A 23,498-nucleotide genomic window follows, 5' to 3' on the forward strand; every position below is an offset into this window, starting at 1 on the left:
CGCGGGCGGGGCGGCCCCCGTCGGGGACGCCTTCGAGCGCGCGGTGGTGGGGATGGCCGACCGAGCGGGGACGAACACGCAGTTCGGCTGCCTGCTACTGCTCGTTCCGCTGGTCCGCGCGACCGTCGCGGGAGCGGACGCGTCCGCGGGGCGCTCCGCGCGGGCCCCCTCCCCAGCGGCCGTCGACCGAGTGACCCGCGAGGCCACCGTCGACGACGCGGTCGCGTTCTACCGCGCGTTCGAGCACGTCGACGTCGCGGTCGCGGACCCGCCCGCGGACGCCGCCGAGCTGGACGTCCGCCGCGGGAGCGACGCGGCGTCGACGCTCCGCGAGCGGGGGCTGACGCTGCGGGACGTGATGGCGCTCTCGGCCGATCCCGACCGCTCGGACCGCACCCCCGACCGCAACGCGCAAGAGTGGGTCGAGGGGTTCCCGCGGACGTTCCGCGCCGCCGAGTGGGTACGGGACGATACGGGGCCGCTGACCGATCGGGCCGCGCGCGCCTTCCTCGGACTCCTCGCCGCCGAGCCCGACACGCTGGTCGCCGCGACCCACGGCCTCGAGGCGGCGCGCGAGGCGAGCGCTCGGGCGGCCGCGCTGCTCGACGGAGCGGACGGGGTCGGCTCGGAGACCGCCGCAGGGGTCGGCGGCGTCGACGCCGACGCGGTCCACGGTGCCGACCTCAACGCCGCGGACGGGTTGGCGACGGCGTTCGTCGACGAGGGGATCAACCCCGGGACGACGGCGGATATCACCTGCGCGGCGCTGTACGTCGCGCTCCGACGCGGCGCGGAGGTGGCGCCGTGACCGACGACGGATCCGACGGGAGCCGCGGCGGGGCGGCGGACGTCGCCGACGCCGTCGCGCCGGACGGCTGGCCGGTGGCGCTCCGCGGCGTCACCGAGTCGATCGTGACGACGCTCGGCCCGAACGACCGCTGGAACGTCGCGGCGCTCGGGCTCCACGCGCCGAACGACCCCGCTGACCCCGTCACCGCGCGGACCTACGGCCGAACCCGGACGTGGCGGAACTTCACGGAACGCGGCGGCGGCGTCGTCCAGTTCACGTCCGATCCGCGCACCTTCGTCGACGCCGCGCTGACGGTCCGGGAAGTCGACGAGCCGGTCCTCGAAACGGCCGACGCCTGGGTCGAGGTCACCGCCGAGGAGGTCGGAAGCGAGACGGAGGGCGACACTACGATTCGGACGTGGTCGCTCGATCCGGCCGAGAGCGCGGTGCTCAGAGAGCGCGTGCCGACGATCAACCGCGGGTTCGGCGCGGTCGTCGACGCGACGGTCGCCGCCTCGCGGCTCGACGTGCCCGCCTTCGAGACGGCGGAACTGCTCGACCGGCTGGCGTACTTCGCGGACGTGGTCGACCGCTGCGGCGGGCCGGCCGAGCGCGAGGCGTTCGCCCGGATAGACGAGGCGACCGGCTGGCGGGAGCGGGCGGGAGGCGACGAGGAGTGACCGCGACCGAGCGGGCGATCGACGCGAGCGCGCCTGCGGCCCGTTCGCGGCGTAACGAACCCTTTTAGTTCGGCCCGGCGGTATCGCTCGGTATGGCCATCAAACCCAAGTACATCAAGCAGCTCGGAAACGTCCTGCTTGAGCGGTATCCCGACTCGTTCAACACGGACTTCGAGACGAACAAGGAGAGCGTCACGGCCCTGACGACCGTCGAGTCGAAGGGCGTCCGCAACCGGATCGCCGGCTACGTCACTCAGAAGAAGTCGCAGGCGGCCCAGAAGGCGTAAACGGGCTCGAGTTTTCGACCGCCTCGCCTCAGTCCCCCCGAGCCGCGGCGCTCGGCTCACCGATCACCCCGCCGCTTATGCCTCAAGCCGCGGCCACCTCGCCGCGATGGACGCCCTCGTCCGCCCGGTCGTCGACCCGACCTTCGCGACCGCCGCGCTCGCGTTCCTGTGCGGCGGCGTCGCGCTCGGCGCCGTGAGCGGGCTCGTCCCGGGCCTCCACGCGAACAACTTCGCGCTGTTGCTCGCCGGGTTCGCCCCCTCCGTCTCCGCCGACCCGCTCCTCGTCGGCGTCGCGATGCTCGGCGCGGGCGTCGTCCACTCCTTCCTCGACATCGTCCCCGCGCTCGCGCTCGGCGTGCCCGACGCGGCGACGGCGGTCGCGGCGCTGCCGGGTCACCGTCTCGTGATCGCCGGCAGGGGGCGCGAGGCGATCCGGCTGTCGGCGGTCGGCTCCGGGCTGGCGGTCGCGCTCGCGGTGCCCCTCGCCGTGCCGACCACTTGGGCCATGGTCCGCGGCTATCCGACGGTACGGGCGCACCTCCCGCTGCTTCTGGCCGGCGTCGTCGCCTTTCTCGTGCTCACCGAGTCGTCGAAGCGGGCCGCGGTCGGCGGCTTCGTCGCGTTCCTCGCGAGCGCCGCCCTCGGCTTCGCGACCCTCGACGTCGACCCCGCGGCGCCGCTCGACGCCGGCGGCGTCCTCGCGCCGCTGTTCGCCGGACTGTTCGGCGCGCCCGTGCTCGTCGACGCGCTCGGCGGCGAAGGCGTCCCGCCGCAGGCCGACGCGCGGATCACGATGGGTCGCCGGGACCTCGGCGTGAGCGCCGGCGCCGGGTCGCTCGCGGGCGCGGTTGTCGGCTACGTCCCCGGCGTCTCCGCGGCGATCGCCGCCGTCGCCGCGCTGCCGGCGGTCCCGCGCGAGGAGGGCGACCGCGGGTTCGTCGTCGCCACGAGCGGCGCCAACACGGCGAACACGATATTCGCGCTGTTCGCGCTCGTCGCGCTCGGCACGCCCCGAACGGGCGTCACGGTCGCCATCGATCGCGCCGGCGTTCCCTTCGCGCTCCCGATCCTCCTCGCGGCCGCGGGGACCGCGGCGGCCTGCGGGTTCGCGCTCGTCCTCCTCGTCGGAGACGCGTACCTCCGCGTCGTGGGGGACGCGGACTACACTCGGCTGTCGGTCGGCGTCCTGGCGCTGCTCGCCGCCGTCTCGTTCCTGTTCGCGGGGGCGTTCGGCGTCGGCGTCTTCCTCGTCGCCGGCGTGCTCGGGCTCGTTCCGCCGCGGGTCGGCGCTCGGCGGGTCCACCTGATGGGCGTGCTGATCGGACCGCTGATCGTCGGCTGAGCGCCGCGATCCTTCGTTGCCGCCGACCGCGAGTCGCGCTCCGCGGTCCTCCGCTCCCACCTACCGTCAGCCGCGCTCCGCGGGCTCGACGCCCGAGCGTCGAGGTACCGAATCGCACGCCGCGATCGGCGTCGGACTCAAAGAACAACGGTTAAAAGTCGCGCGGTGGTGTTTCAGAGTATGAGCGAGAGTGAAACGCAGGGCACCCGTCAGTGTGTCTCCTGTGGTATTCAGGTGGCCGGTATGAACGCCGCGCGGTTCTCCTGCCCGGACTGCGGGGCGACTATCCACCGGTGCGCGAAGTGCCGGAAGCAGAGCAACCTCTACGAGTGCCACGACTGCGGCTTCCGAGGGCCCTAGTTATGGGAGACGTCGCCGCCAAAATCAAGGTCATGCCGAACAGCCCCGAGGTCGACCTCGACGACCTGCAGGACCGACTCGAGGAGTCGCTCCCGCAGGGCGCGAAGATCCGCGGCTTCCAGCGCGACGACGTCGCGTTCGGCCTCGTCGCCCTCCTGCCGACAGTCATCGTCCCCGACGGTGCGGGCGGCACCGAGGCGGTCGAGGAGGCGTTCGCCGACGTCGACGGCGTCGAGTCCGTCGCCGTCGAGAACGTGGGCCGGCTGTAAGGTCGACGCCGGCGTCGACCCGGAACTCGGACGCGTTTTCGTTCCGTTTCGCACCGTTTCTTTCGCTTCGCCAGCGACGAGCGCGTCTCGTCCCGCCGTGACCGGTTACTCCGTGTGTTCGCGGACCCAGGCAGAGAGCTCCTCGCCGGGGATGAATCCCTCCGCTCGGCGCGCGACGGGCTCGCCGTCGACGAACAGCACGAACAGCGGGACGCTCCGCACGTCGAACCGCTCGACGAGCGGCGGATCGTCGCGGGGGTTTATGAGGGCGACATCGACGTCGAGCGCGCGGGCGACGTTCCCGAGGACGGGCTCCATGCTCGCACAGATGCCGCACCCGTCGGTGTAGAACTCGACGAGCGCGGCGTCCGCGTCGGCGACGAACGCGTCGAGCGCGTCCGCGTCCGCGAGCGGGGTCGGACGACGGGCGCTCTCGTCCCCTCCCGCCCCGGCGTCGCTGGCAGCAGTATTGGGCATTATAAGCACTATTCGGGCCGAACGCTAATAAACGCTCGCTCGACGGGGTTGCGCACGCGACCCGTCGGCGGATCGGGCTCAGGAAACGTCGACAGCGCCGCCCTCGGCGGCGCTCTCGGCGAGCGCGTCGACGACCCGCATGTTCGCTATCGCCTCTCCACCGCCGGTCAGCGGGGCGGTGCCGTCCGCGACGCAGTCGGCGAAGTGTTCGACCTGCAGCCGGTACTGGTCCACCGGGTCGAACGTCTCGACGCCGCGCCGGTCGTCGATCTCGTAGGTCAGCTCCACCGGCTCGTCGTCGGGCGCGTCGAACGCCCGCTCGACCTCGATCCAGCCGTTCGTCGCGTCGATCCGATAGCGCTGGACGAGCCGCGTGTCGAAGCCGGAGGCGACCCGCGCCGACCGGCCGTCCGCGTACTCCAGCACGCCGGCGAGCTCCGTGTCGACGCCGGCGTCGCGGGTGTCGTTCGCGTGCGCGTACGCCCGGTCCGGCTCGCCGAGGACCGCCCTCGCGAGAGACACGGGGTAACAGCCGACGTCCATCAGCGACCCGCCGGCCAGCGCCGGGTCGAGCCGCACGTCGTTCGGTCGGCCGTACAGCGGGAACCGGAACGCAGAACTGACGGTACGCACGTCGTCCAGTTCTCGATCGACCAGTTCGAGGACCCGCTCGGTGCGGGGGTGGTACCGGTACATGAACCCCTCCATCAGCGTGACGCCGCGGTCCTCGCAGTGGTCGACCACCTCGCGCGCCTCCGCCGCGTCGGCCGCGAGCGGCTTCTCGCAGAGCACGTGAAGCCCGGCGTCGGCCGCGCGGGTCGTCCACTCGGCGTGGAGCCCGTTCGGCAGGGGAACGTAGACCGCGTCGAGCTCGTCGTCGTCGAGCAGCGCCTCGTAGGAGCCGTAGCTCCGCGGGATCGACTCCGACTCGGCGAACGCCGCCGCTCGGTCGCCGTCGCGCGATGCGACCGCGCCGACCGCGTGGTCGCTCGCCGCGATCGCCGGGATCACCGCGTCGCGAGCGATCCCCGCGGTGCCGAGCACGCCGAACGTAAGGGGGTCACGCCGTGTTGACATACGCGACCACCGACGGGCCGGATCATAAAAAGGGTCGGTGACTCCGCCCCGGGCCGATCGGCGGTCGTCCGCGCCGCGCTACCGCTCCGGGGGCTCCGGATCCACGAGCGGCGAGTCCGCGTTGGCGCACTCGGGTCGACCGCAGACGCCGGCGTCGTCGCCCGCGCGCGAGACCCCGTCGGCGAGCGACTCGATCTCCCACCTCACCTCGTGGCCGGTCGCCGACTCGTGCTCGTCGAGCGCGGCCCGCGCGGTCGGGAGGCCGTCGTACCTCGCCTCGAACGAGCAGTCGACACACCTGACCGCGACGCGCGTCCGTGCCATAGCGAATATTGGTCGGAGACCACAAAACCCTCGCGGTGTGACGGCCGTGCGGAACCGGAACCGGCAGACCGAGCACCGACGGGAGGAACGGCGGACCGAGAGTCGATAGGAGGAACTGTAGGCGGAGAATCGACCGAGGGATCGGCCGGACGGAGAGGTCCAGCCCCTACGCCGGCTCGTCCTCCTCGGGCTCGGTCCGCCAGCCGCCGGTCAGGGTGATCACCCACAACAGCACGCCGGCGAGCACGAAGACGGCGGCCATGTACGGCAGCAGCGGGAGTTCGATGCCGACGAAGTCGAGTACCGTCCGGATCTCGTAGACGATCACGCCGAAGACCGCGAACGCGACCAAGAGCCCGCCGCGGGTCATGTCGAAGCTCATAGGATCACCCCGGCGAGCGAGGCGGCGCCGCCGACCGCGCCCAGTATCGGCGTCACCGCGGCCGCGAGCGCGTCGAGCGTCGGTGCGATCCACGCCGGATACGTGCCCACGCCCGGGCCGAGCAGTCCGCCGCGGTTGATGATCGCCGCCAGCGGGAGCGCGTACGCGAGGACGACGAGCGTCAGTGCGATTCCCACCCAGAGCCGGAGGCTGTCGAGCACCTGCGGGGCGTCGTCGGGGCCGGACAGCGCCGGCGGGAGCGACTCGGCGAGCCCGGACACCTTCGGGTTCCCCATCGTGAGCACGAGGTTCCCGATGAACAGCACCGTCGAGACGAACAGCAGCGTTCCGCCGATGGCGATCTGGACGTTGAGCTCCTCGAACCCGCCGAACATCGTCGGGTAGTCGAAGCCGCTGTACTCGGGTTCGGCGGTCCGGCGGGGCACGCCCATGATCCCCTGGGCGTGCATCGCGTTGGACATCAGCGCCATGCCGACGAACCAGACGACCACTTGGAACAGCCCGATCGCCCGGCTGTACACGGGCTTGTTGGAGATCTGCGGCCAGATCCAGTAGGTGGCGGCCATGAAGGTGAGCGCGACGGCGGTGCCGACGGTGAGGTGGAAGTGGCCGGGGACCCAGATGGTGTTGTGGATCATGTAGTTGATGTTCATGCCGGCGTTGACCATGCCGGAGAAGCCGCCGGCGGCGAACATCAGGCCGGCGAGCATCATGCCGGTGAACTCGGGCTTGCGCCACGGGAGGTCGGTGAGCCAGCCGAGGAGGCCGGTGCCGCCGCGCTGGCGGGCGCCGTACTCGACGCTCGCGACGACCGTGAACGCGGTGAGCAGGCTCGGCAACAGCAGGAACATCGTGTTGGTCATCGAGATGAACTTGAACCCCTCTGCGATCCCGGGGTCGAGGTACTGGTGGTGGATGCCGACCGGGGTAGAGAGGAGGAGGAAGAGGACGAACACGACGCGTGCGAGGGGGTCGCTGAACAGCCGGCCGCCGGCGATCTTCGGGAGCACCGTGTACCACAGGAGGTAGGCGGGCATGAGCCAGAAGTAGACGACGGGGTGGCCGAAGAACCAGAACAGGGTGCGGGTGAGGGTGGGGTTGACGGAGTCGATGAAGCCGAGCGACCACGGGAGGAGGAAGATGAGCACGGAGGCGGCCACGGCGGAGGAGGCGATGTACCACATGGCCATGGTGGTCAACACCATGAACGTCTGGAGCGGGATGCGTTCGTCGGGGTGGTCGCGTTTCCAGGCGAGGAAGGTGCGGAACCAGTCGGCGCCGGCGATCCAGGAGCCGACGATGAAGACGGCGAGGCCGGCGTAGAACATGGGATGCGCCTGGAGGGGTGCGTAGAAGGTGAAGAGGACGTCCGCGCTCATGTCGAGCGCGGGGACGAAGCCGGCGAGGATGGAGACGCCGGTCATGGTCATGCCGACCGCCATGATCGCGTACCACGTCCAGGTGATCCGGATGTCGATGAGCGGTCGGTCGAGGCTCCGGGTCACCGCCCAGGTGAACAGCCCCACGAGGAAGAACGTGGTGAAGCTGATCGCCAGGAACACGCCGTGCGCGGTGAGGGACGTGTAGTAGTCGGTCGAGGAGATGATCCCCCGGAATACCCCGGTTCGGTGGAGCGTCTGGATGATCCCGAAGATCGCTCCGAGCGTCAGCGCGAAAAAGGAGCTGAGGAGCGCGGCGCGGACGACCCGCGCCTCGTCGGGGAACTTGTCGACGAAGGACTGCTCGGCCTCGATGGCGTCGCTCACGCGTCGTCACCCCCGCTGTTCCGCTCGTCGAACTCGGCTTGACTGACGACGTTGACCTTCCCCTCCATGACGTGGTGGCCGGCGCCGCAGTACTCGTTACAGATGAGCCCGTACTCCTGTCGGTCGTCGGTTTTGACAGTTATTTTGGAGACTTCACCGGGAACGACCATCGTGTTGGCGTTGGTGCCGGCGACCTCGAACCCGTGGATCACGTCCCGAGAGGTCACGTAGAACGTCACGGTGCTGTTTTCGGGGACGACGATCGGACTCGGTTCGAAGCCGAACTGGTAGGCGACGACGTAGGCGGCGTACTCGTTGTCGCCGACCTGCTCGACGCGGGGTTCGGAGAAGCGGTCGTCCTCGTCGAGCGCTTGGGCGTCGATGGGGGGTTCGCTGTCGGAGACCATGGCGACGCCGGGGCCGACGGCGCCGTAGGTGACCGAGCCGATGAGCAGCAGTATCAGGAGGATGGACGCCGCGAGCCAGAGTTTTTCGTAGGCGTGAATGTGCATGTGTGGTCACCCCACGACGACCAGGTCGCGGCCGAGGAACTCGATGTAGTAGATGTACACCCACGCGAGCAACAGGATGACGAAGTAGATCGCGATGAGCGTGAGGGTTCCGATCGGGTCGAACTCCTCTTCACCGCTCACATCGTCACTCGATGCGTGTGCGGCTTGGTTTTGTCCCATAGGCCGGCTTATAGACTGAAAGATATATAATATCGATCCGTTCTCGCGGGCTGAAAACACGGACGTTATATATGTTGGCTGGCCCGTACGTTTCGATATGGAATTCTCGCTCCAGCGGGCCGTGCTCCTCGTGTTGGGCGGCCTCGTCCCGGCAGCGGTGTTCATCGCCGACCGGGCGGAGATATTCGTCGCCGTGACGCTCGTGAACGTGTTGATCATCTGGGGGAGCCTCCACGTCGCGACCGGCGGGAGCCTCCGCCCCGGGTCGGCCTCGTCCGACGCGGCGGATCCGGACGAGGCGTAGCGTCGTCGGCCGACCGCCGGACTCGAACCCAATGTCGAACTGCACCCTCTGTGATCTTCCGACGGGGGACGACCCCCACACCGCCCCCGACGTCGACGGCGAGTTCTGCTGTCGCGGCTGCCTCGCGGTCGCCCGCTCTCTGGACGACGTCGACGACGTCGACGACCTCGACGAACGTCGCCCCGAGGCGCGGGCCGACGAGGCGTTCGACGGGGAGACGACGTTCCTCCACGTCGACGGGATGCACTGTGCGACGTGCGAGTCGTTCCTCGAACTGACCGCCGGCGAGCAGGAGGGCGTCGCGGCCGCGGAGGCGAGCTACGCCACCGACACGATCCGCGTCGACTACGATCCCGACACCGTGAGCGCCGCGGACCTCCCCGAGCGGCTCTCGGTCGCGGGGTACACCGCGAGCGACCGGGCCGACCCGGACCCGGACGGCGACGACGTCGCCGTCGTCCGCTTCCTGATCGGCGGCGGGTTCTTCGGGATGATGGCGATGCTGTGGTACGTCCTCTTCCTGTACCCGACCTACTTCGGCTACGAACCGATCCTCGACCTCGGCGGCGTCTCGGGCACCTACCTGTTCGCGCAGGTGTGGGTGTTCTCCTCGATCGTCCTGTTTTACACCGGCTATCCGATCCTGCGGGGCGCGTACGTGAGCCTCCGGGCGCGGCAGCCGAACATGGACCTGTTGGTGTCGCTGGCGGCGGCCAGCTCGTACGCGTACAGCACGCTCGCGATGCTCCTCGGCCGCACCGACCTCTACTTCGACGTGACGATCGCCGTGATCTTAGTCGTCACCGCCGGCAACCACTACGAGTCGCTCATCAAACGGCGCGCGACCGGCATGCTCTCCGACCTCACGACGGCCGGCGACCGGACGGTCCGCACCGAGTCCGGCGAGACCGTCGCGGCGGAGGCGGTCGACCCCGGCGATCGGCTCCTCGTGCGCCCCGGCGAGCGGGTCCACTTCGACGGGACCGTGGCCGAGGGGACCGCCGCCGTCGACGAGGCGCTCGTCACGGGCGAGTCGCTCCCGGCGACGAAGCGGGAGGGCGACGAGGTCCGCGGCGGGACGGTCGTCACCGACGCGCCGGTCGTCGTCGAGGTCGGCGAGGACGCGACGAGCACGCTCGACACGCTCGTTCGGCTCCTGTGGGAGATCCAGAGCTCGCGGTCGGGCATCCAACGGCTGGTCGACAAGCTCGCGACCGTGTTCGTTCCGCTCGTCGTCGCCGTCGCCGTCCTCGGCGCGGCGGCCACCTTCGCGCTCGGATCGGCGCTCGTGGACGCCGCGCTCGTCGGACTCACGGTGCTCATCGTCTCGTGTCCCTGCGCGCTCGGGCTCGCGACACCGCTCGCGATCGCCGCCGGGATCCGCGACGCGGCCCGCCGCGGGATCGTGATCGTCTCGGACGCCGTCTTCGAGGAGGCGGCCGACATCGACACCGTCGTGCTGGACAAGACGGGGACGCTCACCGACGGCGAGATGCGACTGCTCGACACCGTCACCGACGGCGCGTCGCCGGACGAGGTGCGTCGCCGAGCGGCGGCGGTCGAGCGCGCCTCTGTCCACCCCGTCGCCGAGGCGATCGTCGACGCTGTCGCCGCCGACGGCGGGAGTCCCGCACCCGACGACGCGAGCGCCGGACCGGAGACGGCGACCGACGGGGGTGTGACGGCCGGCGACGAGGGCGACGGGACGCGACCCGCCGACGCGCCCCCCGACGCCGCCGACGGCACGTCGACCGCTGCGGTGACCGTCTCGGACCGCGGCGTGACGGGACGGGTCGACGGCGAGGAGGTCGTCGTCGGCCACCGATCGCTGTTCGCCGGGGCGGAGTGGACCGTCCCGGCGTCGCTCGACGCGGCCGGTGAAACGGCCCGCGAAGCGGGGCGAGTCCCCGTTTTCGTCGGCTGGGAGGGGTCGGTCGTCGGGGTGCTCGTCGTCGGCGACGAGGTCCGTGACGGCTGGGAAGCGGTCGTCACCGACCTCGCCGACGGCGGGCGGCGGGTCGTGGTGCTCACCGGGGACTCGGCCGCCGCCGCCCGGCGGTTCGAGGAGCACCCCGCGGTCGACGAGACGTTCGCGGAGGTGCCGCCGGAGGCGAAAGCCGAGACCGTGCGGCGGCTCGCGGCGACCGAGCGCGTCGCCGTGGTCGGCGACGGGAGCAACGACGCGCCGGCGCTCGCCGCGGCCGACCTCGGCGTCTCGGTCGCGAGCGGGACCGACTTGGCGGCCGACGCCGCGGACGCCGTCCTCCTGGAGGACCGTCTCTCCGCGATCCCCGAACTGTTCGCGGTCACGCGCGGAACGAACCGGCGGCTCAAGCAGAACCTCGGCTGGGCGTTCGTCTACAACGCGGTAGCGATCCCGATGGCGATATCGGGCGTGCTCAACCCGCTCCTCGCCGCGCTCGCGATGGCGACGAGCAGCGTCCTCGTAGTGACGAACTCCGCGCGTCCGATTTATAAAGAGGAGTGACGAGGCCTCACGCCGTCGCGCCGACGTGCGGCCTGACGGCGCGCACGATGGCGTCCACGTCGTACTCGTCTTCGGTCTTGTCGAAGACGACCTCGTCGCCCGCGCGGACGACGAACACGCCGTCGTCGCCCGTGACGAGGGCGACCTCGTCGAGGTCCTCGCCGAACTGCTTGAACAGCGCCTCCGAGACGTCCTGAGCGCGGTTCAACATCCCGCACGGTACGCAGTACTCGATCTCGACTCGGGTCATACGTCTCGCGTTTCGCGTCGAACGGACTTAAAAACCCGCCGCGCGGTCGGATCCTCCCACGGCGATCGCTCGTGTCGCTACTCCGACCGGTCGACGCCGGTGATCTCGAACCGCGCGCCGCCGCGGTCCCCCTCGCCGATCCGCAGTTCCCATCCGTGGGCGTCGACGGTCCGATCGACGATCGCCAGTCCGAACCCGGTTCCGTCGGCAGACGACGTGACGCCGGTCTCGCACACTTCGTCGACTCGGTCCGTCGGGATCCCGACCCCGTCGTCTTCGACGAAGAAGCCGTCCGCCCCGTCCAGCGTCCCCACGCGAACGGTCACGTCGCGGCCGCCGTGTTCCACGCTGTTCCGAAAGAGGTTCTCGAAGACGTGCGACAGTCGGTCGCGGTCGGCCCGCACCGTCGCCGACCCGTCCGCGCGGAGCGTCGCGTCCGCCGTGTCCACGCGCGACCAGCACTCTCGCGCGCACTCCGCGAGGTCGACGTCGCCGGCGTCGTCGACGCTCTTCCCCTCGCGGGCGAGCGTGAGCGTCTCGTCGATGATCTCGTCCATCCGATCGAGCGCGGGCTCGGCCGCCTCGATGTGCTCGTCCTCGGGGTGGGCCCGTCTGGCGAGGTCGATACGTCCGCGAACGACGTTGAGGGGATTTCGGAGGTCGTGCGAGACGACGCTCGCGAACTCCTCGAGCCGGTCGCGCTCGCGGCGGAGGTCGGCCTGTCGGAGGCGACTCCGCTCCGCCGCGACCTCGCGTTCGATCGCCCGCGCCTCGAACAGCCCGATGAGCAGTCCGATCCCCCCGCCGAAGCCGATCGCCCAGCGGACCCAGCCCAACACCTGAAACGCCGTCTCGGTCGGCAGCGTCATCATGAATCCGACGTTGACGAGGAGGAATCCCGACGCGCCCGCGACCCACCAGCGGTTGAGCCGCGGGTACCGGGCGGGGGAGAGATCCGACCTCGATATCCGGTAGACGACGTACCCGACCCCGACGACGACCAGCGCCGTCGAGACGAATCCCACCCAGTAGCCGCCGGGAGCGGGCACGATCCCGACCGAGAGGGCGACGGCTTCCGCGACGAGCGCGAGCAGGAGTACGGCGCCGAGTCCCCAGACCGGCCACAGCGATCGGACGACCGCTCTCGGCGAGACGTCCATTCAATTACCGTGACTCTCTCGAGGGGGTGTATAAACGATAACGGTTCGGCTATCAGCGCCGATACGCCGGCGCCGGCTCACTCAGACCACGAGCGCGTCTATCACGACGGCGAACAGCAGCAGACCGAGGTAGGCGTTCGAGGCGTGGAACGCGCGGAACGCCGCCGCCTCGGTCTGTTCGTAGTGGAGCCGAACGACGGCCCACAGGAACACCGCGCCGAGGGCGACGCCGACCGCGGCGTAGAGGGCGCCGAGCGGCTCAGCGGCGGCCGCGAGCGCGACCGCCGCCACGAGCGTCGCCCCGAGGTACCAGACGATGTGGCGGCGCGTAGTCGTCTCGCCCCGGACGACGGGCATCATCGGGAAGCCGCCGCGCTCGTAGTCGTCCTTGTACGCCAGCGCGAGGTTGTAGAAGTGCGCGGGCGTCCACAGGAAGATGACGAGGGCGAGCAGCAGCCCGCCGCCACCGACCTCGCCGGTCACCGCCGCCCAGCCGATGAGCGCCGGGAGCGCGCCGGCCGCGCCGCCGATGACGGTGTTCTGGACCGTGTTCGGCTTCAACACGAGCGTGTAGACGACGCTGTAGAACACGATCGCGACCAGTCCCAGCGCCGCCGTGAGCGGGTTCACCGTCCAGAAGAGCCCGAGCGAGACGACCGTCAACAGGAGCCCGAACGCCAGCGCGTTAGTCACCGGCACGAGGTCGGTCGCCAGCGGGCGATCGTTGGTCCGCTGCATCCGCCTGTCGATGTCGCGCTCGAACACGTGGTTGAACGTCCCGGACGCGCCGATCGAGAGCGCGCCGCCGGCGAGCGTCGCGGCCACGGCGTACGGCGTGAACCCCGGCCCCCCGGCGAGCGCCATCGCCGCCGCGGCGACGAGACAGAGCAGCCACATCAGGCGGGGCTTCATCAGCCGGAAGTACGCCGCTGCGGTCGCTTTCAGTCGGGGGAGCGTCGCCCTCGGGATCTCGGGCTCGGGCGCCTCCTCGACCGGCGGAAGGTCGTCGGTCCCGGGCTGGAAGTCGACCGGTGCGTCGTCGGGAGCGCCGGTCGCCGCCTCCAGCCACCACGCGAGCGCGGCGAGGACGGCGCCGAAGATCGCCACGCCCAGCAGGAGGTGGACGGGTCCAAGCGAGACGGGGAGGTCGCCGACGGCGACGAGCGCGCCCACGCCGGACTGGGCGGGGAACAGCAGGAGCGCGGCCAAGAGCGCCGCGCGGACCCGACGGCTCGCCTCGTCGAGCCACGCGAGCGCGACCGAGAGCGCCACGAGGACGCCGACGACGGCGGCGATCGCGCGGTGACCGAGCGCGACCCACCCGGCGCTCTCCGTGGGGAGCGCGGCGCCGTCGCCGCAGAGCGGCCAGCCCGAACAGGCGGCCGCCGCCTCCGTGAGCGAGGTCGTGGCGCCGACGACGAGCAGGAGGTATACGCCCATCGCCGTCGCCGCGAGAACCGCGGGGAATCGGTCGGGTACCGTCACTTACCCGGGTTTGGGAACGGACCCATATATGTCCCGCGCTTCGGTGAATTCGCCCCAGGCGCGCCGGTTAGCTCCGGATCTATCCCTGTTCGCTGCCGTCCCGGGGCGCGTCGACGGCCTCGCGTGACCCGTCGCCCTCGCGTGACCCGCCGCTCTCGCGTGAGCCGTTGCCGTCGACCCCGCCCGGGCCGCGCCGCCGGAGGACGCGATCGACGATGTCGCCGCTGGAGAGCAGTTCGTCCTCGTGTCGGGGCTCCCGGCCGGACGCCCGTTCGACCCGACAGTCGATGTCGCGGGCCGCGAGCGCCTCGGCGATACCCGCCTCGTCGTGGTGCTGGTCGTATCCCAGCACGATAACGTCCGGGTCGAGGCGCTCGATGGGGACGAACACGTCCTCCGGATCGCCGAGATGGGCCTCGTCGACCGCGTCGAGGGCGGCGACCATGTCGCGCCGCTGGCGGGCGCAGAGGATCGGCTCGGGCTTGTGGGTGACGTTGGCGCGGCGGGCGACGATGGCGTGGAGCTCGTCGCCGTACGTCGCCGCGTCCTCGAGGTAGTGGACGTGGCCCGGGTGAAGCAGGTCGAAGGTCCCCTGCGCGACGACCCGCGTCATCTGAACCACGAGAGGAAGCCACCGTCGTCGCGGCGCTCCTCGACGAGCTCGCTGTCGATGTCCTCCTGCGTGAAGTCGAAGAAGTGTTCGTCGGGCACCTCGACGTCGAGCACGTCCAGCGTCGTCTGATTCCCCTCGTTGTCGAACGCCTTCCAGTCGCCCCACCCGTATGGGGCGCCGACGATGATGTGGACCTGCCCCTGTCCGAACGTCGCGAGGTCGGCCGCGCTCGGCCGGAGGGCCCCGTTCGGGTGCGAGTGGACCGACCCGACGGCGCGCATGTCGTTCGGCTTCATGTGCGTTCGCACGCTGGCGCTCGTCGGGTTCGACTCCGTGCCCGGGATGACGAGCACGTCGGTGATCACCTGCCCGTCTCGGTCGACGTCGAGCTTTCGGGCGTCGTCCGCGCGGAGGAACCCCATGTACTCGTTGGGGTGCGTCTCCTCGCTCGCCTCGAGGACGAACTCCATCGTCTCTCGGGCGATCCCGAGGAGCTCGTCCGAGCGGAACAGTCGCATACGCGAGCGAAGGCGCCGTCGCCCCATAGGGGTTCCGGACCGGACGACGACGGGTCCGCGCGCCGAGCGCGTCGAGACGGGCGGAGACGCGAGAGAACAGGCTTAACACCGCCCGTTCCCGAATGGATTCCATGAGCGAGAACACCGCCGGGGATTCCGGCACGCGGGGCGATTCGAGCCCCGAACCCGACGCCGCCGCGGCGAAGGGGACGGCCGACGGCCGGCCGACCGTCTACGACTTAGCACCCAACTGCACCCTCGCGGACGCCGAGGTCGACGCGCTGTACCACGCCGAAGTCAACGGCGTCGTCGACTACGGCGTCTTCGTCGACGTCTCGGACGCCCTCTCCGGGCTCGTCCACGAGTCGAACATCGACGGCGACTACGCCGTCGGCGACCGACTGATCGTCCGGCTCACCGAGGTGAAGGAGAACGGCGACGTCGCGTTCGACGACGAGGACTTCGACGACTACCGCACCGAGACCGTCGCTCACGAGCCGACGATCTCGCGCGTCCGCGGGCTCTCCCCGGGCGACGAGGTCACCGTCGAGGGCGAGGTCGTTCAGGCGAAACAGACCGGCGGCCCGACAATCTTCGCCGTCGCCGACGCCTCCGGCGTCGTCTCCTGCGCCGCCTTCGAAGAGGCGGGCGTCCGCGCGTACCCCGAGGTCGCGGTCGGCGACATGGTCCACGTCGGCGGGACGGTCGAGACCCGTGAGAACGCCCTCCAGCTGGAGGTCGACTCGCTGCGACAGCTCCCCGACGAGCGCGCCGCGGAGGCCCGCGAGCGGTTCGAGGACGCGCTCGACGAGCGCGCCGCGCCCGCCGACGTCGACCCCCTCGTCGAGTGGGAGGCGTTCGAGCCCATCCACGAGGAGCTCCGCGAACTGGCCCGGCTCCTCCGCCGGACCGCTCTCGCCGGGCGCCCGATCCGCGTTCGCCACCACGCCGACGGCGACGGGATGTGCGCGGCGATCCCGGTCCAGCTCGCCTTGGAGAACTTCGTCTGCGACGTGCACGAGGACCCCGACGCGGCCCGTCACCTGTTCAAGCGGCTCCCGAGCAAGGCGCCGTACTACGAGATGGAGGACGTCACCCGCGACCTGAACTTCGCGCTGGAGGGGCGCGCCCGCCACGGCCAGAAGCTCCCCTTCCTGCTGATGCTCGACAACGGGTCGACCGAGGAGGACGTCCCCGCCTACGAGAACCTCGCGCACTACGACATCCCCATCGCGGTCGTCGACCACCACCACCCCGACCCCGAGGCGGTCGAGCCGCTGCTCGACGCCCACGTCAACCCGTACCTCCACGGCGAGGACTACCGGGTCACCACGGGGATGATGTGCGTCGAGCTCGCGCGGCTGATCGACCCGTCGATCTCCGAGGAGCTCGAACACGTCCCCGCCGTCGCCGGGCTCTCAGACCGCTCGAAGGCGGAGGCGATGGACGACTACGTCGCGCTCGCCGAAGCGGCCGGCTACGACGAGTCCGACCTGCTCGACATCGGCGAGGCGCTCGACTACGCCGCCCACTGGCTGCGCTACTCCGAGGGGAAGACCCTCGTCAACGACGCGCTGAACGTCGGCTGCGAGGACGAACAGCGCCACGAAGAGCTGGTCGGCTTCCTCTCCGAGCGCGCCGAGCGCGACGTCGCCCGGCAGCTCGACGCGCTCGACGACCACGTCAACCACGAGCGGCTCGCCTCCGGCGCGCACCTCTATCGGATCGACCTCGACGAGTACGCTCACCGGTTCACCTACCCGGCGCCCGGGAAGACGACCGGCGAGCTCCACGACACCCGCGTGCGGGAGACGGGTGACCCGGTCATCACGATCGGCTACGGCCCGGACTTCTGCGTGCTCCGGTCCGACGGGGTCCGTCTGGACATCCCGAACATGGTGACCGAGCTGAACGACGAGCTCCCGGAGGCGGGCGTCTCCGGCGGCGGTCACCTCGTCGTCGGCTCGATCAAGTTCGTGAAGGGCCGCCGGAGCGCCGTCATCGACACGCTCGTCGAGAAGATGGCCGAGGCCGAGATCGACGAGGCGCTCTCGTCGACGGCCGCGCTCGACGACTGACCGCAACGGTAACCCGATTTTCGCGCCCCGTTCCACGCGCGCTCGTCACGCGAACGTCACCTCCCGACGAGCGGCGACGCCGGCACCCGCGAGCGCGGCGCCGAGCCCGCCGAGGATCCCGAGCGGCAAGTGAATCCCGCCGCCGCGCCAGTCGGCCGCGTACGCCCGGGCGTAGAAGTCGGCGACCCCCTCGTCCTCGACCGCGAGCAGCACCTCCCGGTTCTCCGTCGCCGCGCCGGCGTTCCAGTTGAGGCTCCCGACGATCGCCGTGTCGTCGACCACGACGCCCTTCGCGTGGACCTTCCCGTATCGGCCGCGCGGCTCCGCGACGGCGACCTCGATCGGTTCGCCCGCGAGCGCCTCGACGAGCGCGCGGTTCGCCTCCCGGTCGTACCACGCGTTCGACAGCAGCAGGTGGACGTCGACGCCGCGCTCGGCGGCCCGCCGGAGCGCCCGGACGAGGCGGTTCTCCGGGCCCCCCGTCCGCGGGACGAGCGCCAGCACGCGGTCGTCCGCGGCGTCGATCCGCTCGACCAAGCGGTCGGCGCCGTTACCGGGGGCGGTCAGGAGCTCGACGTCCGCCGCCGTCGACGCGGGCGCCTCGAAGCGGGTCGGGTAGCCGCCGGTCGCCGCGTCACCCTCGCTGAACTCGGTCCCCGCGCGGAACGCCTCCCACGACCGGGCGTCGGACGCCGCGGCGTCGGCCCGGAACAGGGCGGCGAGGTCGTCCGCGGCCGTCGCGCCGGCGGTCGCGGACCGGGGCGTCCCGGTGACGACCCCCCACCCTCTGTTGGTCCGACCGCCGGTGCCGGACGGCTTCCAGTTCTCCGTGAGGACGACCGCGCGGTCGTCGGCGACGGCGTACTTCGCGTGGTGGAAGCGGAACCGCTCCGGGTCGCCGTCGAGGACGCGCACCTCGACGCCGGCGGCGGCGACGCGGTCGAGGAGCCGGGCGCTCCGCGCGGAGAACCCGCCGACCGGCGACCCCTCGACGAGGACGCGCACCTCGACCCCGCGATCGGCGGCCGCGACGAGCAGGTCGGCGACGCGCTCGGACCCCAGCGTGTAGCCGGCGAGCAGCAGTCGGCGCTCCGCTCCCCGTAGCGGCTCGACCGGCATGCCCGGGCTGTCCGGCAACACGAACGGCCGCACGGTCGCGTTCGCCCTTTCGGTCGCGGACCGGCGCTCGTACCCCCGCGGCCGCCACTCGCCCCAGTCCGCGCGCCAGCGGTGTCCCTCGGGCGCGCGGTCGTAGTCGACGACGGCGACCGTCGTCCCGTTCCGGCGGAGCTCGATCCGGTCGCCGGACGCGGCGAGCGGGAAGTGGTCGTCGAGCGCGCGGAGTTCGGGGGTGCCGGCGCCGCCGTCGTGGGCGCCGTGGACGCCGACCGCGGTGTCGTCGTCGAGGAGGGTCGTCGCGTTCGCGGGGTCCATCGAGAGCGCGACGACGCCGCTCGCGTTCGCCGGAACGTCCGCCTCGTGGTAGCCGTCGGAGAGCGACCAGTTCCCGCGCTCGGGGAGCCGGACGACGAGGTACTCGCCGCGGTTCTCCGCCGCCGTCGGATTCGGGAACAATTCGAGTATCCGGGGCTGCTCGGCCACGAGCGTCCGGTTCTTCGACTCGTGGGTTGGCTGCGCGACGGCGGGTCCAGGGCCGGACTCGGCGCCCGTCGAGCCGGCGCCGCCCGCCGCCGCGACCGGCGCGGCGGCCGTCAGGAGGAGCAGTCCGAGGGCGACGGCGACCGCGCTCGCGGTCGAGACCCTCGCGACGGCGGCGTTATCGAGACGAGTCGATCCGGGCGACACGGGGGGTCTCCCCGCGGCATCGGACAAGAAGGGTCGGTCGTTCAGCCCGACGGTCAGGCCGGCGAGTCAGGCGGTCGCCGACGCCGCGTCGAGCGAGCGCTGCGCTTTCTCGCCCTCGGTCGAGACGAGGAACGAGCGCTCGTCGGCGTACTCGGCGACGGTTTCGAGGGCCTCGCGGGTGCCGATCTGTCGGAGGGCCCAGGCGGCCGCGGCGCGGTCGTCGTCGGAGCCGTCGCCGGCGAGCACGTCGGCGAGCGGGTCGACCGCGCGGGCGTCGCCGATGAGCCCGAGCGCGCGAGCCGCGTGCGGACGGACGAGCTCCTCGGTGCCGTCGTCGACGAGCGCGTCCGCGAGCGGCTGGACCGCCTCGCTCGCGCCGATCTCGCCGAGCGCTTTGAACGTCGCCTTCTGGAGCTGCGGGTTCGAGTTCTCCGGAACGTACTCGACGAGCGTCTCGGTCGCCTCGCCGGCGGCCATCTTCCCGAGGATGCGGATCGCGAACTGGTCGCGCTTCTCCGCGCGCCCGAGCAGCTCCTCGAGGGAGGCCTCGGTCTTCCCGCGCTTCCCCATGCGCTCGAACGCCTCGAGGCAGTGCCGCTCCATGAAGTCGGAGGTGAGCGAGTGGAGCGCGAGCAGGATCATGTCGACGTTGCCGCGCGCCTCGTGTTCCTTCAGCGCGGCCCACTCCACCGGGAAGTCCTTGTAGTGGCCGAGCACGTCGTAGTACCCCTCGGCGCGGAGCTGCTCGTGCGTCTCGAGGTCGTCCCACTCCTCGGCGTCGTCGAGCCCGGACTCGAGCGCGTCGGTCGCCTCGATGAGGGCGGCGATCGTCGCCGCGTCGTCGTCGGGGTCGAGGTCGGCGTCCGCGACGCCCGCCGCGACCGCGTCGAGCGCCGAGACGAGGGCGTCGATGCGGTCGTCCTCGTCGGTCCCGCTCCCGTCACTCTCCGCGTCACTCTCCGCGTCGGCGGGCGCGTCGTCTGCGGCGTCCGGGTCCGTCTCGATAGCGTCCGCGTCGACCTCGTCGTCGACGGCGTCCGCGGCCGCCTCCACGAAGGCCGTCACCGCGTCGGCGGCGTCGTCGCGGCCGTCGGCGGTCCACTCGGTCTCCTCGAGCGTCGCCGCGGCGCTCTCGATGGCGTCGACGACGTCCTCGGCGTAGGGGCCGCGCGCCTCCTCGACGCCCTCGCGGAGCTCCGCGACCCGGTCCTCGAGGTCGCCGCGCGGGTCGTCCGCGTCCTCGTCGTCCTCGTCCGGCTCGGGGAGGTCGGCCTCCTCGATCCCCGCCTCGGCGTCGTCGAGGAGGGCGTCGACGTCGTCGAGGTCCGCCTCCGTCTCGGCGTCGTCGAGGAGCGCCGCGATCTCGTCGAGGTACTCGTTCAGCGAGTCCTCGGTCGCTTCGTCCGGAAGCGTCGGCGCGGCGGCCGCGTCCGTCGACTCGCCGGCGCCCCCCGCCTCCTCCGCGTCGTCCGCGGCGTCGGCCTCCTCGGAGGCGTCGGCCGGGTCGTCGTCGCCGTTGCTCATACACCACGAACTGCGCGCGTAGTCCATTAAGACGTTTCCCTTCGCGGGCGCCCCCGTTCGTTTATTCCGCCGTCCGTCCAATCGGTCCCCGTGATCGATCCCGACGCTCCCGACGATCCCGACGACGGGCCGATCGTCGCCGTGCCGCAGATCGCCGTCGACGACCTCGCGGTCGGCAGCAACCTCGGCCGCCTCCGCGACCGCGTCGCCGCCCTGCCCGACCGGGTCGACGTCGCAGTCTTCCCGGAGTACGCGCTGACCGGGTTCGTCGACGACGACCGGCTGCGCGAGGCGGCGCTGGAGCGGGAGGCGGCGCTCGACCGGCTCGCTGACGTCGCCGACGAAGGGAACGTGGCGCTGACGGCGGGGTACGCGGAGCGCGCGGGCGACGCGCTGTTCAACGCGACCGCGTACGTGCCGCCGGCCGGCACCCTCTCCGGCGGCGCGGGAGCCCCGGACGAGCGGGCGGCAGTCTACCGGAAGCGACACCTGTGGGGCGAGGAGGCGGAGCGAGTCGACGCCGGCACCGATCGGGTCGTGGTCGACACCCCCGCCGGTCGGACCGGCCTGTTGACCTGCTACGACCTGAATTTCGTGGCGGAGAGCGCGTGGTTCACCGACCGCGCCGTCGACGCGCTGTTCGTCGCGGGCGCGTGGCCCGCCGCTCACGCGCAGAACTGGCGGCTCCTCCTCCGGGCGCGCGCCCTCGACGGCGTCCGGTGGGTAGTCGGCGCCGGACGAACGGGACGCGGGACAGCGTCGGGGGGCGAACGCGGGAACGATCGCCGCCGCTACGCCGGTAACTCTCTCGTCGCCCGCCCTGACGGTCGAGTCGCCGCCGAACTCGGCCGCGGCGAGCGGGACCTGATCGCCACGCTGGACCGGACCGTGCTCGCCGAGCAGCGCGAACTCGTCGGTGCCGTGAACAATACAGAAAAATAATTTTTTGAAAACTAAAATCTGATTACAATCGTGAAAACAGTTAAGTGCCCCGCGCGCGTACGTAGAGGTAGACATGAGTACCCAGAAAGAGGCACGTCAACGCTACGGCGACGTCCACGAGAGCGAAGCGCTCCGCGTTCCCGAGGAGAAGGCCGAGCAGCTCGTCGACGCGCTCAACACCGACCTCGCGGCGACGTACGTGCTGTACCATCAGATCAAGAAGCACCACTGGCTCGTGGAGGGCGCCGAGTTCCACGACATCCACGTCTACCTCGGCGAGGTCGCCGAGGACCTCGAGGAGGGCGCCGACGTGATCGCCGAGCGCGCGCAGGCGCTCGGCGGCGTGCCGCTGTCGGGCGGCGCGAACTACGAGGAGCACGCCCCGGTGAGCCCCGAGGACGCCGACGCCTACGACATCAGGACGGGGCTGGCGAACGACCTGGAGATGTTCGGTGACATCACCGAGATGCTCCGCGAGCACATCCAGCTCGCCAACAACCTCGGCGACTACAACACCGAGGAGCAGCTCCGCGAGGTCCTCATGGACGTCGAGGAGCACGGCCACCACATCGAGCACTACCTGGAGGACGACACGCTCGTCACTCAGGGTACGCTCGAATAGACGACTCACGTCCGTCGCTCCCGGCGACGGGGCGTCGTTCGTCCGAATTTTCTCCGTTATTTTCCGCCCGCTAGCGACGGCGCCGGCGCGGGCAACTTGGTTGACCGACCCGGATCAGCCGAGTCGCTCGTCCAGAATGAGCCGCGTCTTGGTCGACTTCACCTCGTCCATCTCGCGGGCCTGCGAGATCAGCTCGTTGACGGCGCGCGTGTCGACGGCGTCGACCACGAGCACGACGTCCTCCTCGCCGGAGACCTGCCAGACGAAGTCCACCTCCTCCCACTCGACCATCCGATCGCCGACGGCGGCGGTGTCGACGTTCATCTCCACCGAGATCTCGATCATCGCCTTCACGTTGCCGGTGCGGGTCGTAACGGTGAACCGCTCGATGATCCCCTCCTCGGTCATGCGGTCGACGCGGTTGCGCACGGTCCCCTCCGAGGTGCCGACTCGGTCGGCGATCTCCGTGTACGGGGTTCGCGCGTCCCGGCGCAGGATCGAGAGGATCCGGCGATCGAGGTCGTCCATACCCGAACCATTCACCCCGGCGACTTACTCGTTACGAATATCGTAACGAATCTACGAACGACGCATTTATTACCCTTTGCGCGTACGTTTCTCGTAATGTCGGACGCCTATATCGCGCTGGCCGACGGACGCGTGCTCGAAGCGCGCGCCCGTGCGCCGGGGCGCACCCGCGGTGAACTGGTGTTCACGACCGCGTACACCGGCTACGAGGAGTCGCTCACCGACCCCTCCTACGCCGAACAGATACTCACCTTCTCGTACCCGCTGATTGGGAACTACGGCGTCCGAACCGAGCGATTCGAGTCCGAGTCGGTCCAGCCGCGCGCGGCGATCGCCCGCGAGCTGACCGACGACGTCGCCGAGTGGCTCGCCGGCGAGGACGTCCCCGCCGTCGACCACGTCGACACCCGCGAAATCGTCACGACCGTCCGCGAGGAGGGCGCGATGGCCTGCGGGATCGCCGCCGGTCCGGACGTGGCCCCCGAAGACGCGGTCGCGGAGATGGAGGCGTGCGAGCCGATGAGCGACCACGTCGACATCGGCGCGCAGGTGTCCGTCACCGAGCCGACCGTCCACGAGGGCGGCGGCGCCGCCGACGTCGCGATGCTCGACTGCGGCGCGAAGGGCTCGATCATCACCTCGCTCACCGAGCGCGGCGCGGACGTCCACGTCCTCCCGTACGACGCGACCCCCGAGGACGTGGCCGACGTCGA

The 23,498-nt window shown here is 71.0% G+C and carries 27 protein-coding genes; 12 read left to right on the forward strand and 15 right to left on the reverse strand.

Going from position 1 to position 23,498, the window contains the following annotated elements:
* The 6 genes from DJ75_RS17485 to DJ75_RS17510 form a co-directional block, all read left to right on the forward strand.
* Positions 1-808: triphosphoribosyl-dephospho-CoA synthase (locus tag DJ75_RS17485; RefSeq protein ID WP_141212074.1), on the forward strand; the 808-nt coding region annotated here is incomplete at its 5' end.
* Positions 805-1,470: a DUF447 domain-containing protein gene (locus tag DJ75_RS17490; protein ID WP_094525790.1), complete on the forward strand. Its 666-nt coding sequence runs from the start codon at positions 805-807 to the stop codon at positions 1,468-1,470. The genes DJ75_RS17485 and DJ75_RS17490, both read left to right, overlap by 4 nt.
* Positions 1,471-1,562: 92 nt before the next feature.
* A complete protein-coding gene (locus DJ75_RS17495) occupies positions 1,563-1,757 on the forward strand; it encodes a 30S ribosomal protein S17e (RefSeq protein WP_094525791.1) in 195 nt (64 codons plus the stop codon).
* Positions 1,758-1,863: 106 nt separating this feature from the next.
* On the forward strand, positions 1,864-3,099 hold the full coding sequence (locus DJ75_RS17500) for a tripartite tricarboxylate transporter permease (RefSeq protein WP_094525792.1): 1,236 nt from the start codon (positions 1,864-1,866) through the stop codon (positions 3,097-3,099).
* A 180-nt stretch (positions 3,100-3,279) separates the two neighbouring features.
* Positions 3,280-3,459: an HVO_2753 family zinc finger protein gene (locus DJ75_RS17505; protein WP_092565370.1), complete on the forward strand. Its 180-nt coding sequence runs from the start codon at positions 3,280-3,282 to the stop codon at positions 3,457-3,459.
* A gap of 2 nt (positions 3,460-3,461) precedes the next feature.
* Entirely contained in the window at positions 3,462-3,728 is a 267-nt protein-coding gene (locus tag DJ75_RS17510) for an elongation factor 1-beta (protein ID WP_092565372.1), read from the forward strand.
* Between the two features lie 105 nt (positions 3,729-3,833).
* On the opposite strand, the gene DJ75_RS17515 is transcribed toward DJ75_RS17510, so the two are convergent.
* From DJ75_RS17515 to DJ75_RS18810, 7 genes are all read right to left on the reverse strand, one after another.
* Positions 3,834-4,208, reverse strand: a complete 375-nt coding sequence (locus DJ75_RS17515; protein WP_094525808.1) for a thioredoxin family protein — start codon at positions 4,206-4,208, stop codon at positions 3,834-3,836.
* 75 nt (positions 4,209-4,283) lie between these two features.
* Positions 4,284-5,282, reverse strand: a complete 999-nt coding sequence (locus DJ75_RS17520) for a Gfo/Idh/MocA family protein (RefSeq protein ID WP_094525793.1) — start codon at positions 5,280-5,282, stop codon at positions 4,284-4,286.
* A 78-nt stretch (positions 5,283-5,360) separates the two neighbouring features.
* Positions 5,361-5,606, reverse strand: coding sequence for a hypothetical protein (locus DJ75_RS17525; RefSeq protein ID WP_094525794.1), 246 nt, complete (start codon positions 5,604-5,606; stop codon positions 5,361-5,363).
* 166 nt (positions 5,607-5,772) lie between these two features.
* A complete protein-coding gene (locus DJ75_RS17530; RefSeq protein ID WP_094525795.1) occupies positions 5,773-5,988 on the reverse strand; it encodes a CbaC protein in 216 nt (71 codons plus the stop codon).
* The gene (locus DJ75_RS17535; protein WP_094525796.1) at positions 5,985-7,775 is read right to left on the reverse strand and encodes a b(o/a)3-type cytochrome-c oxidase subunit 1; all 1,791 of its coding nucleotides are present in this window, start codon (positions 7,773-7,775) and stop codon (positions 5,985-5,987) included. The genes DJ75_RS17530 and DJ75_RS17535 overlap by 4 nt, the downstream gene beginning before the upstream one ends.
* The gene (locus DJ75_RS17540) at positions 7,772-8,287 is read right to left on the reverse strand and encodes a cytochrome c oxidase subunit II (protein ID WP_094525797.1); all 516 of its coding nucleotides are present in this window, start codon (positions 8,285-8,287) and stop codon (positions 7,772-7,774) included. Before DJ75_RS17540 ends, DJ75_RS17535 begins: the two co-directional genes overlap by 4 nt.
* 6 nt (positions 8,288-8,293) lie before the next feature.
* A complete protein-coding gene (locus DJ75_RS18810; protein ID WP_170938294.1) occupies positions 8,294-8,467 on the reverse strand; it encodes a hypothetical protein in 174 nt (57 codons plus the stop codon).
* A 97-nt stretch (positions 8,468-8,564) separates the two neighbouring features.
* On the opposite strand from DJ75_RS18810, the gene DJ75_RS17545 reads away from it, so the two are divergent.
* Together DJ75_RS17545 and DJ75_RS17550 are read left to right on the forward strand one after the other, a co-directional pair.
* Positions 8,565-8,771, forward strand: coding sequence for a hypothetical protein (locus tag DJ75_RS17545; RefSeq protein WP_094525798.1), 207 nt, complete (start codon positions 8,565-8,567; stop codon positions 8,769-8,771).
* Between the two features lie 31 nt (positions 8,772-8,802).
* Entirely contained in the window at positions 8,803-11,259 is a 2,457-nt protein-coding gene (locus DJ75_RS17550) for a cation-translocating P-type ATPase (RefSeq protein ID WP_094525799.1), read from the forward strand.
* A gap of 7 nt (positions 11,260-11,266) precedes the next feature.
* On the opposite strand, the gene DJ75_RS17555 is transcribed toward DJ75_RS17550, so the two are convergent.
* The 5 genes from DJ75_RS17555 to DJ75_RS17575 form a co-directional block, all read right to left on the reverse strand.
* Entirely contained in the window at positions 11,267-11,509 is a 243-nt protein-coding gene (locus DJ75_RS17555) for a SelT/SelW/SelH family protein (RefSeq protein ID WP_094525800.1), read from the reverse strand.
* Between the two features lie 77 nt (positions 11,510-11,586).
* Positions 11,587-12,669 carry a HAMP domain-containing sensor histidine kinase gene (locus DJ75_RS17560; protein WP_094525801.1) on the reverse strand — a complete coding sequence of 361 codons (1,083 nt, stop codon included), beginning with the start codon at positions 12,667-12,669 and terminating at the stop codon, positions 11,587-11,589.
* An 81-nt stretch (positions 12,670-12,750) separates the two neighbouring features.
* Positions 12,751-14,154: a heme o synthase gene (locus tag DJ75_RS17565; protein WP_094525802.1), complete on the reverse strand. Its 1,404-nt coding sequence runs from the start codon at positions 14,152-14,154 to the stop codon at positions 12,751-12,753.
* A 79-nt stretch (positions 14,155-14,233) separates the two neighbouring features.
* The gene (locus tag DJ75_RS17570; RefSeq protein ID WP_241881535.1) at positions 14,234-14,767 is read right to left on the reverse strand and encodes an adenylyltransferase/cytidyltransferase family protein; all 534 of its coding nucleotides are present in this window, start codon (positions 14,765-14,767) and stop codon (positions 14,234-14,236) included.
* Positions 14,764-15,285, reverse strand: coding sequence for a Mov34/MPN/PAD-1 family protein (locus DJ75_RS17575; RefSeq protein WP_094525803.1), 522 nt, complete (start codon positions 15,283-15,285; stop codon positions 14,764-14,766). Before DJ75_RS17575 ends, DJ75_RS17570 begins: the two co-directional genes overlap by 4 nt.
* A gap of 131 nt (positions 15,286-15,416) precedes the next feature.
* Between DJ75_RS17575 and DJ75_RS17580 the strand changes: the two genes are divergently transcribed.
* Positions 15,417-17,363, forward strand: coding sequence for a DHH family phosphoesterase (locus DJ75_RS17580; protein WP_094525804.1), 1,947 nt, complete (start codon positions 15,417-15,419; stop codon positions 17,361-17,363).
* Positions 17,364-17,408: 45 nt separating this feature from the next.
* Here the strand turns inward: DJ75_RS17580 and DJ75_RS17585 are convergent, their stop codons facing one another.
* Positions 17,409-19,169, reverse strand: a complete 1,761-nt coding sequence (locus tag DJ75_RS17585; protein WP_254921707.1) for a phospholipase D-like domain-containing protein — start codon at positions 19,167-19,169, stop codon at positions 17,409-17,411.
* Positions 19,170-19,235: 66 nt separating this feature from the next.
* The gene (locus DJ75_RS17590; RefSeq protein WP_094525805.1) at positions 19,236-20,693 is read right to left on the reverse strand and encodes a HEAT repeat domain-containing protein; all 1,458 of its coding nucleotides are present in this window, start codon (positions 20,691-20,693) and stop codon (positions 19,236-19,238) included.
* 90 nt (positions 20,694-20,783) lie between these two features.
* Here DJ75_RS17590 and DJ75_RS17595 point away from each other — a divergent pair, with 90 nt between their 5' ends.
* The gene (locus DJ75_RS17595) at positions 20,784-21,635 is read left to right on the forward strand and encodes a carbon-nitrogen hydrolase family protein (protein ID WP_254921708.1); all 852 of its coding nucleotides are present in this window, start codon (positions 20,784-20,786) and stop codon (positions 21,633-21,635) included.
* A gap of 73 nt (positions 21,636-21,708) precedes the next feature.
* Positions 21,709-22,257 (forward strand): DNA starvation/stationary phase protection protein DpsA, encoded by a 549-nt coding sequence (gene dpsA, locus DJ75_RS17600; RefSeq protein WP_094525806.1) that lies wholly within the window; start codon positions 21,709-21,711, stop codon positions 22,255-22,257.
* A gap of 114 nt (positions 22,258-22,371) precedes the next feature.
* On the opposite strand, the gene DJ75_RS17605 is transcribed toward dpsA, so the two are convergent.
* Positions 22,372-22,785: an Lrp/AsnC family transcriptional regulator gene (locus DJ75_RS17605; protein ID WP_094525807.1), complete on the reverse strand. Its 414-nt coding sequence runs from the start codon at positions 22,783-22,785 to the stop codon at positions 22,372-22,374.
* 96 nt (positions 22,786-22,881) lie between these two features.
* Here DJ75_RS17605 and DJ75_RS17610 point away from each other — a divergent pair.
* Positions 22,882-23,498: carbamoyl-phosphate synthase domain-containing protein (locus DJ75_RS17610; RefSeq protein WP_275542313.1), on the forward strand; the 617-nt coding region annotated here is incomplete at its 3' end.

Origin of the sequence: Halorubrum sp. Eb13 (assembly GCF_002252895.1) — an archaeon.
In the GTDB taxonomy this organism is placed as follows: Archaea; Halobacteriota; Halobacteria; order Halobacteriales; family Haloferacaceae; genus Halorubrum.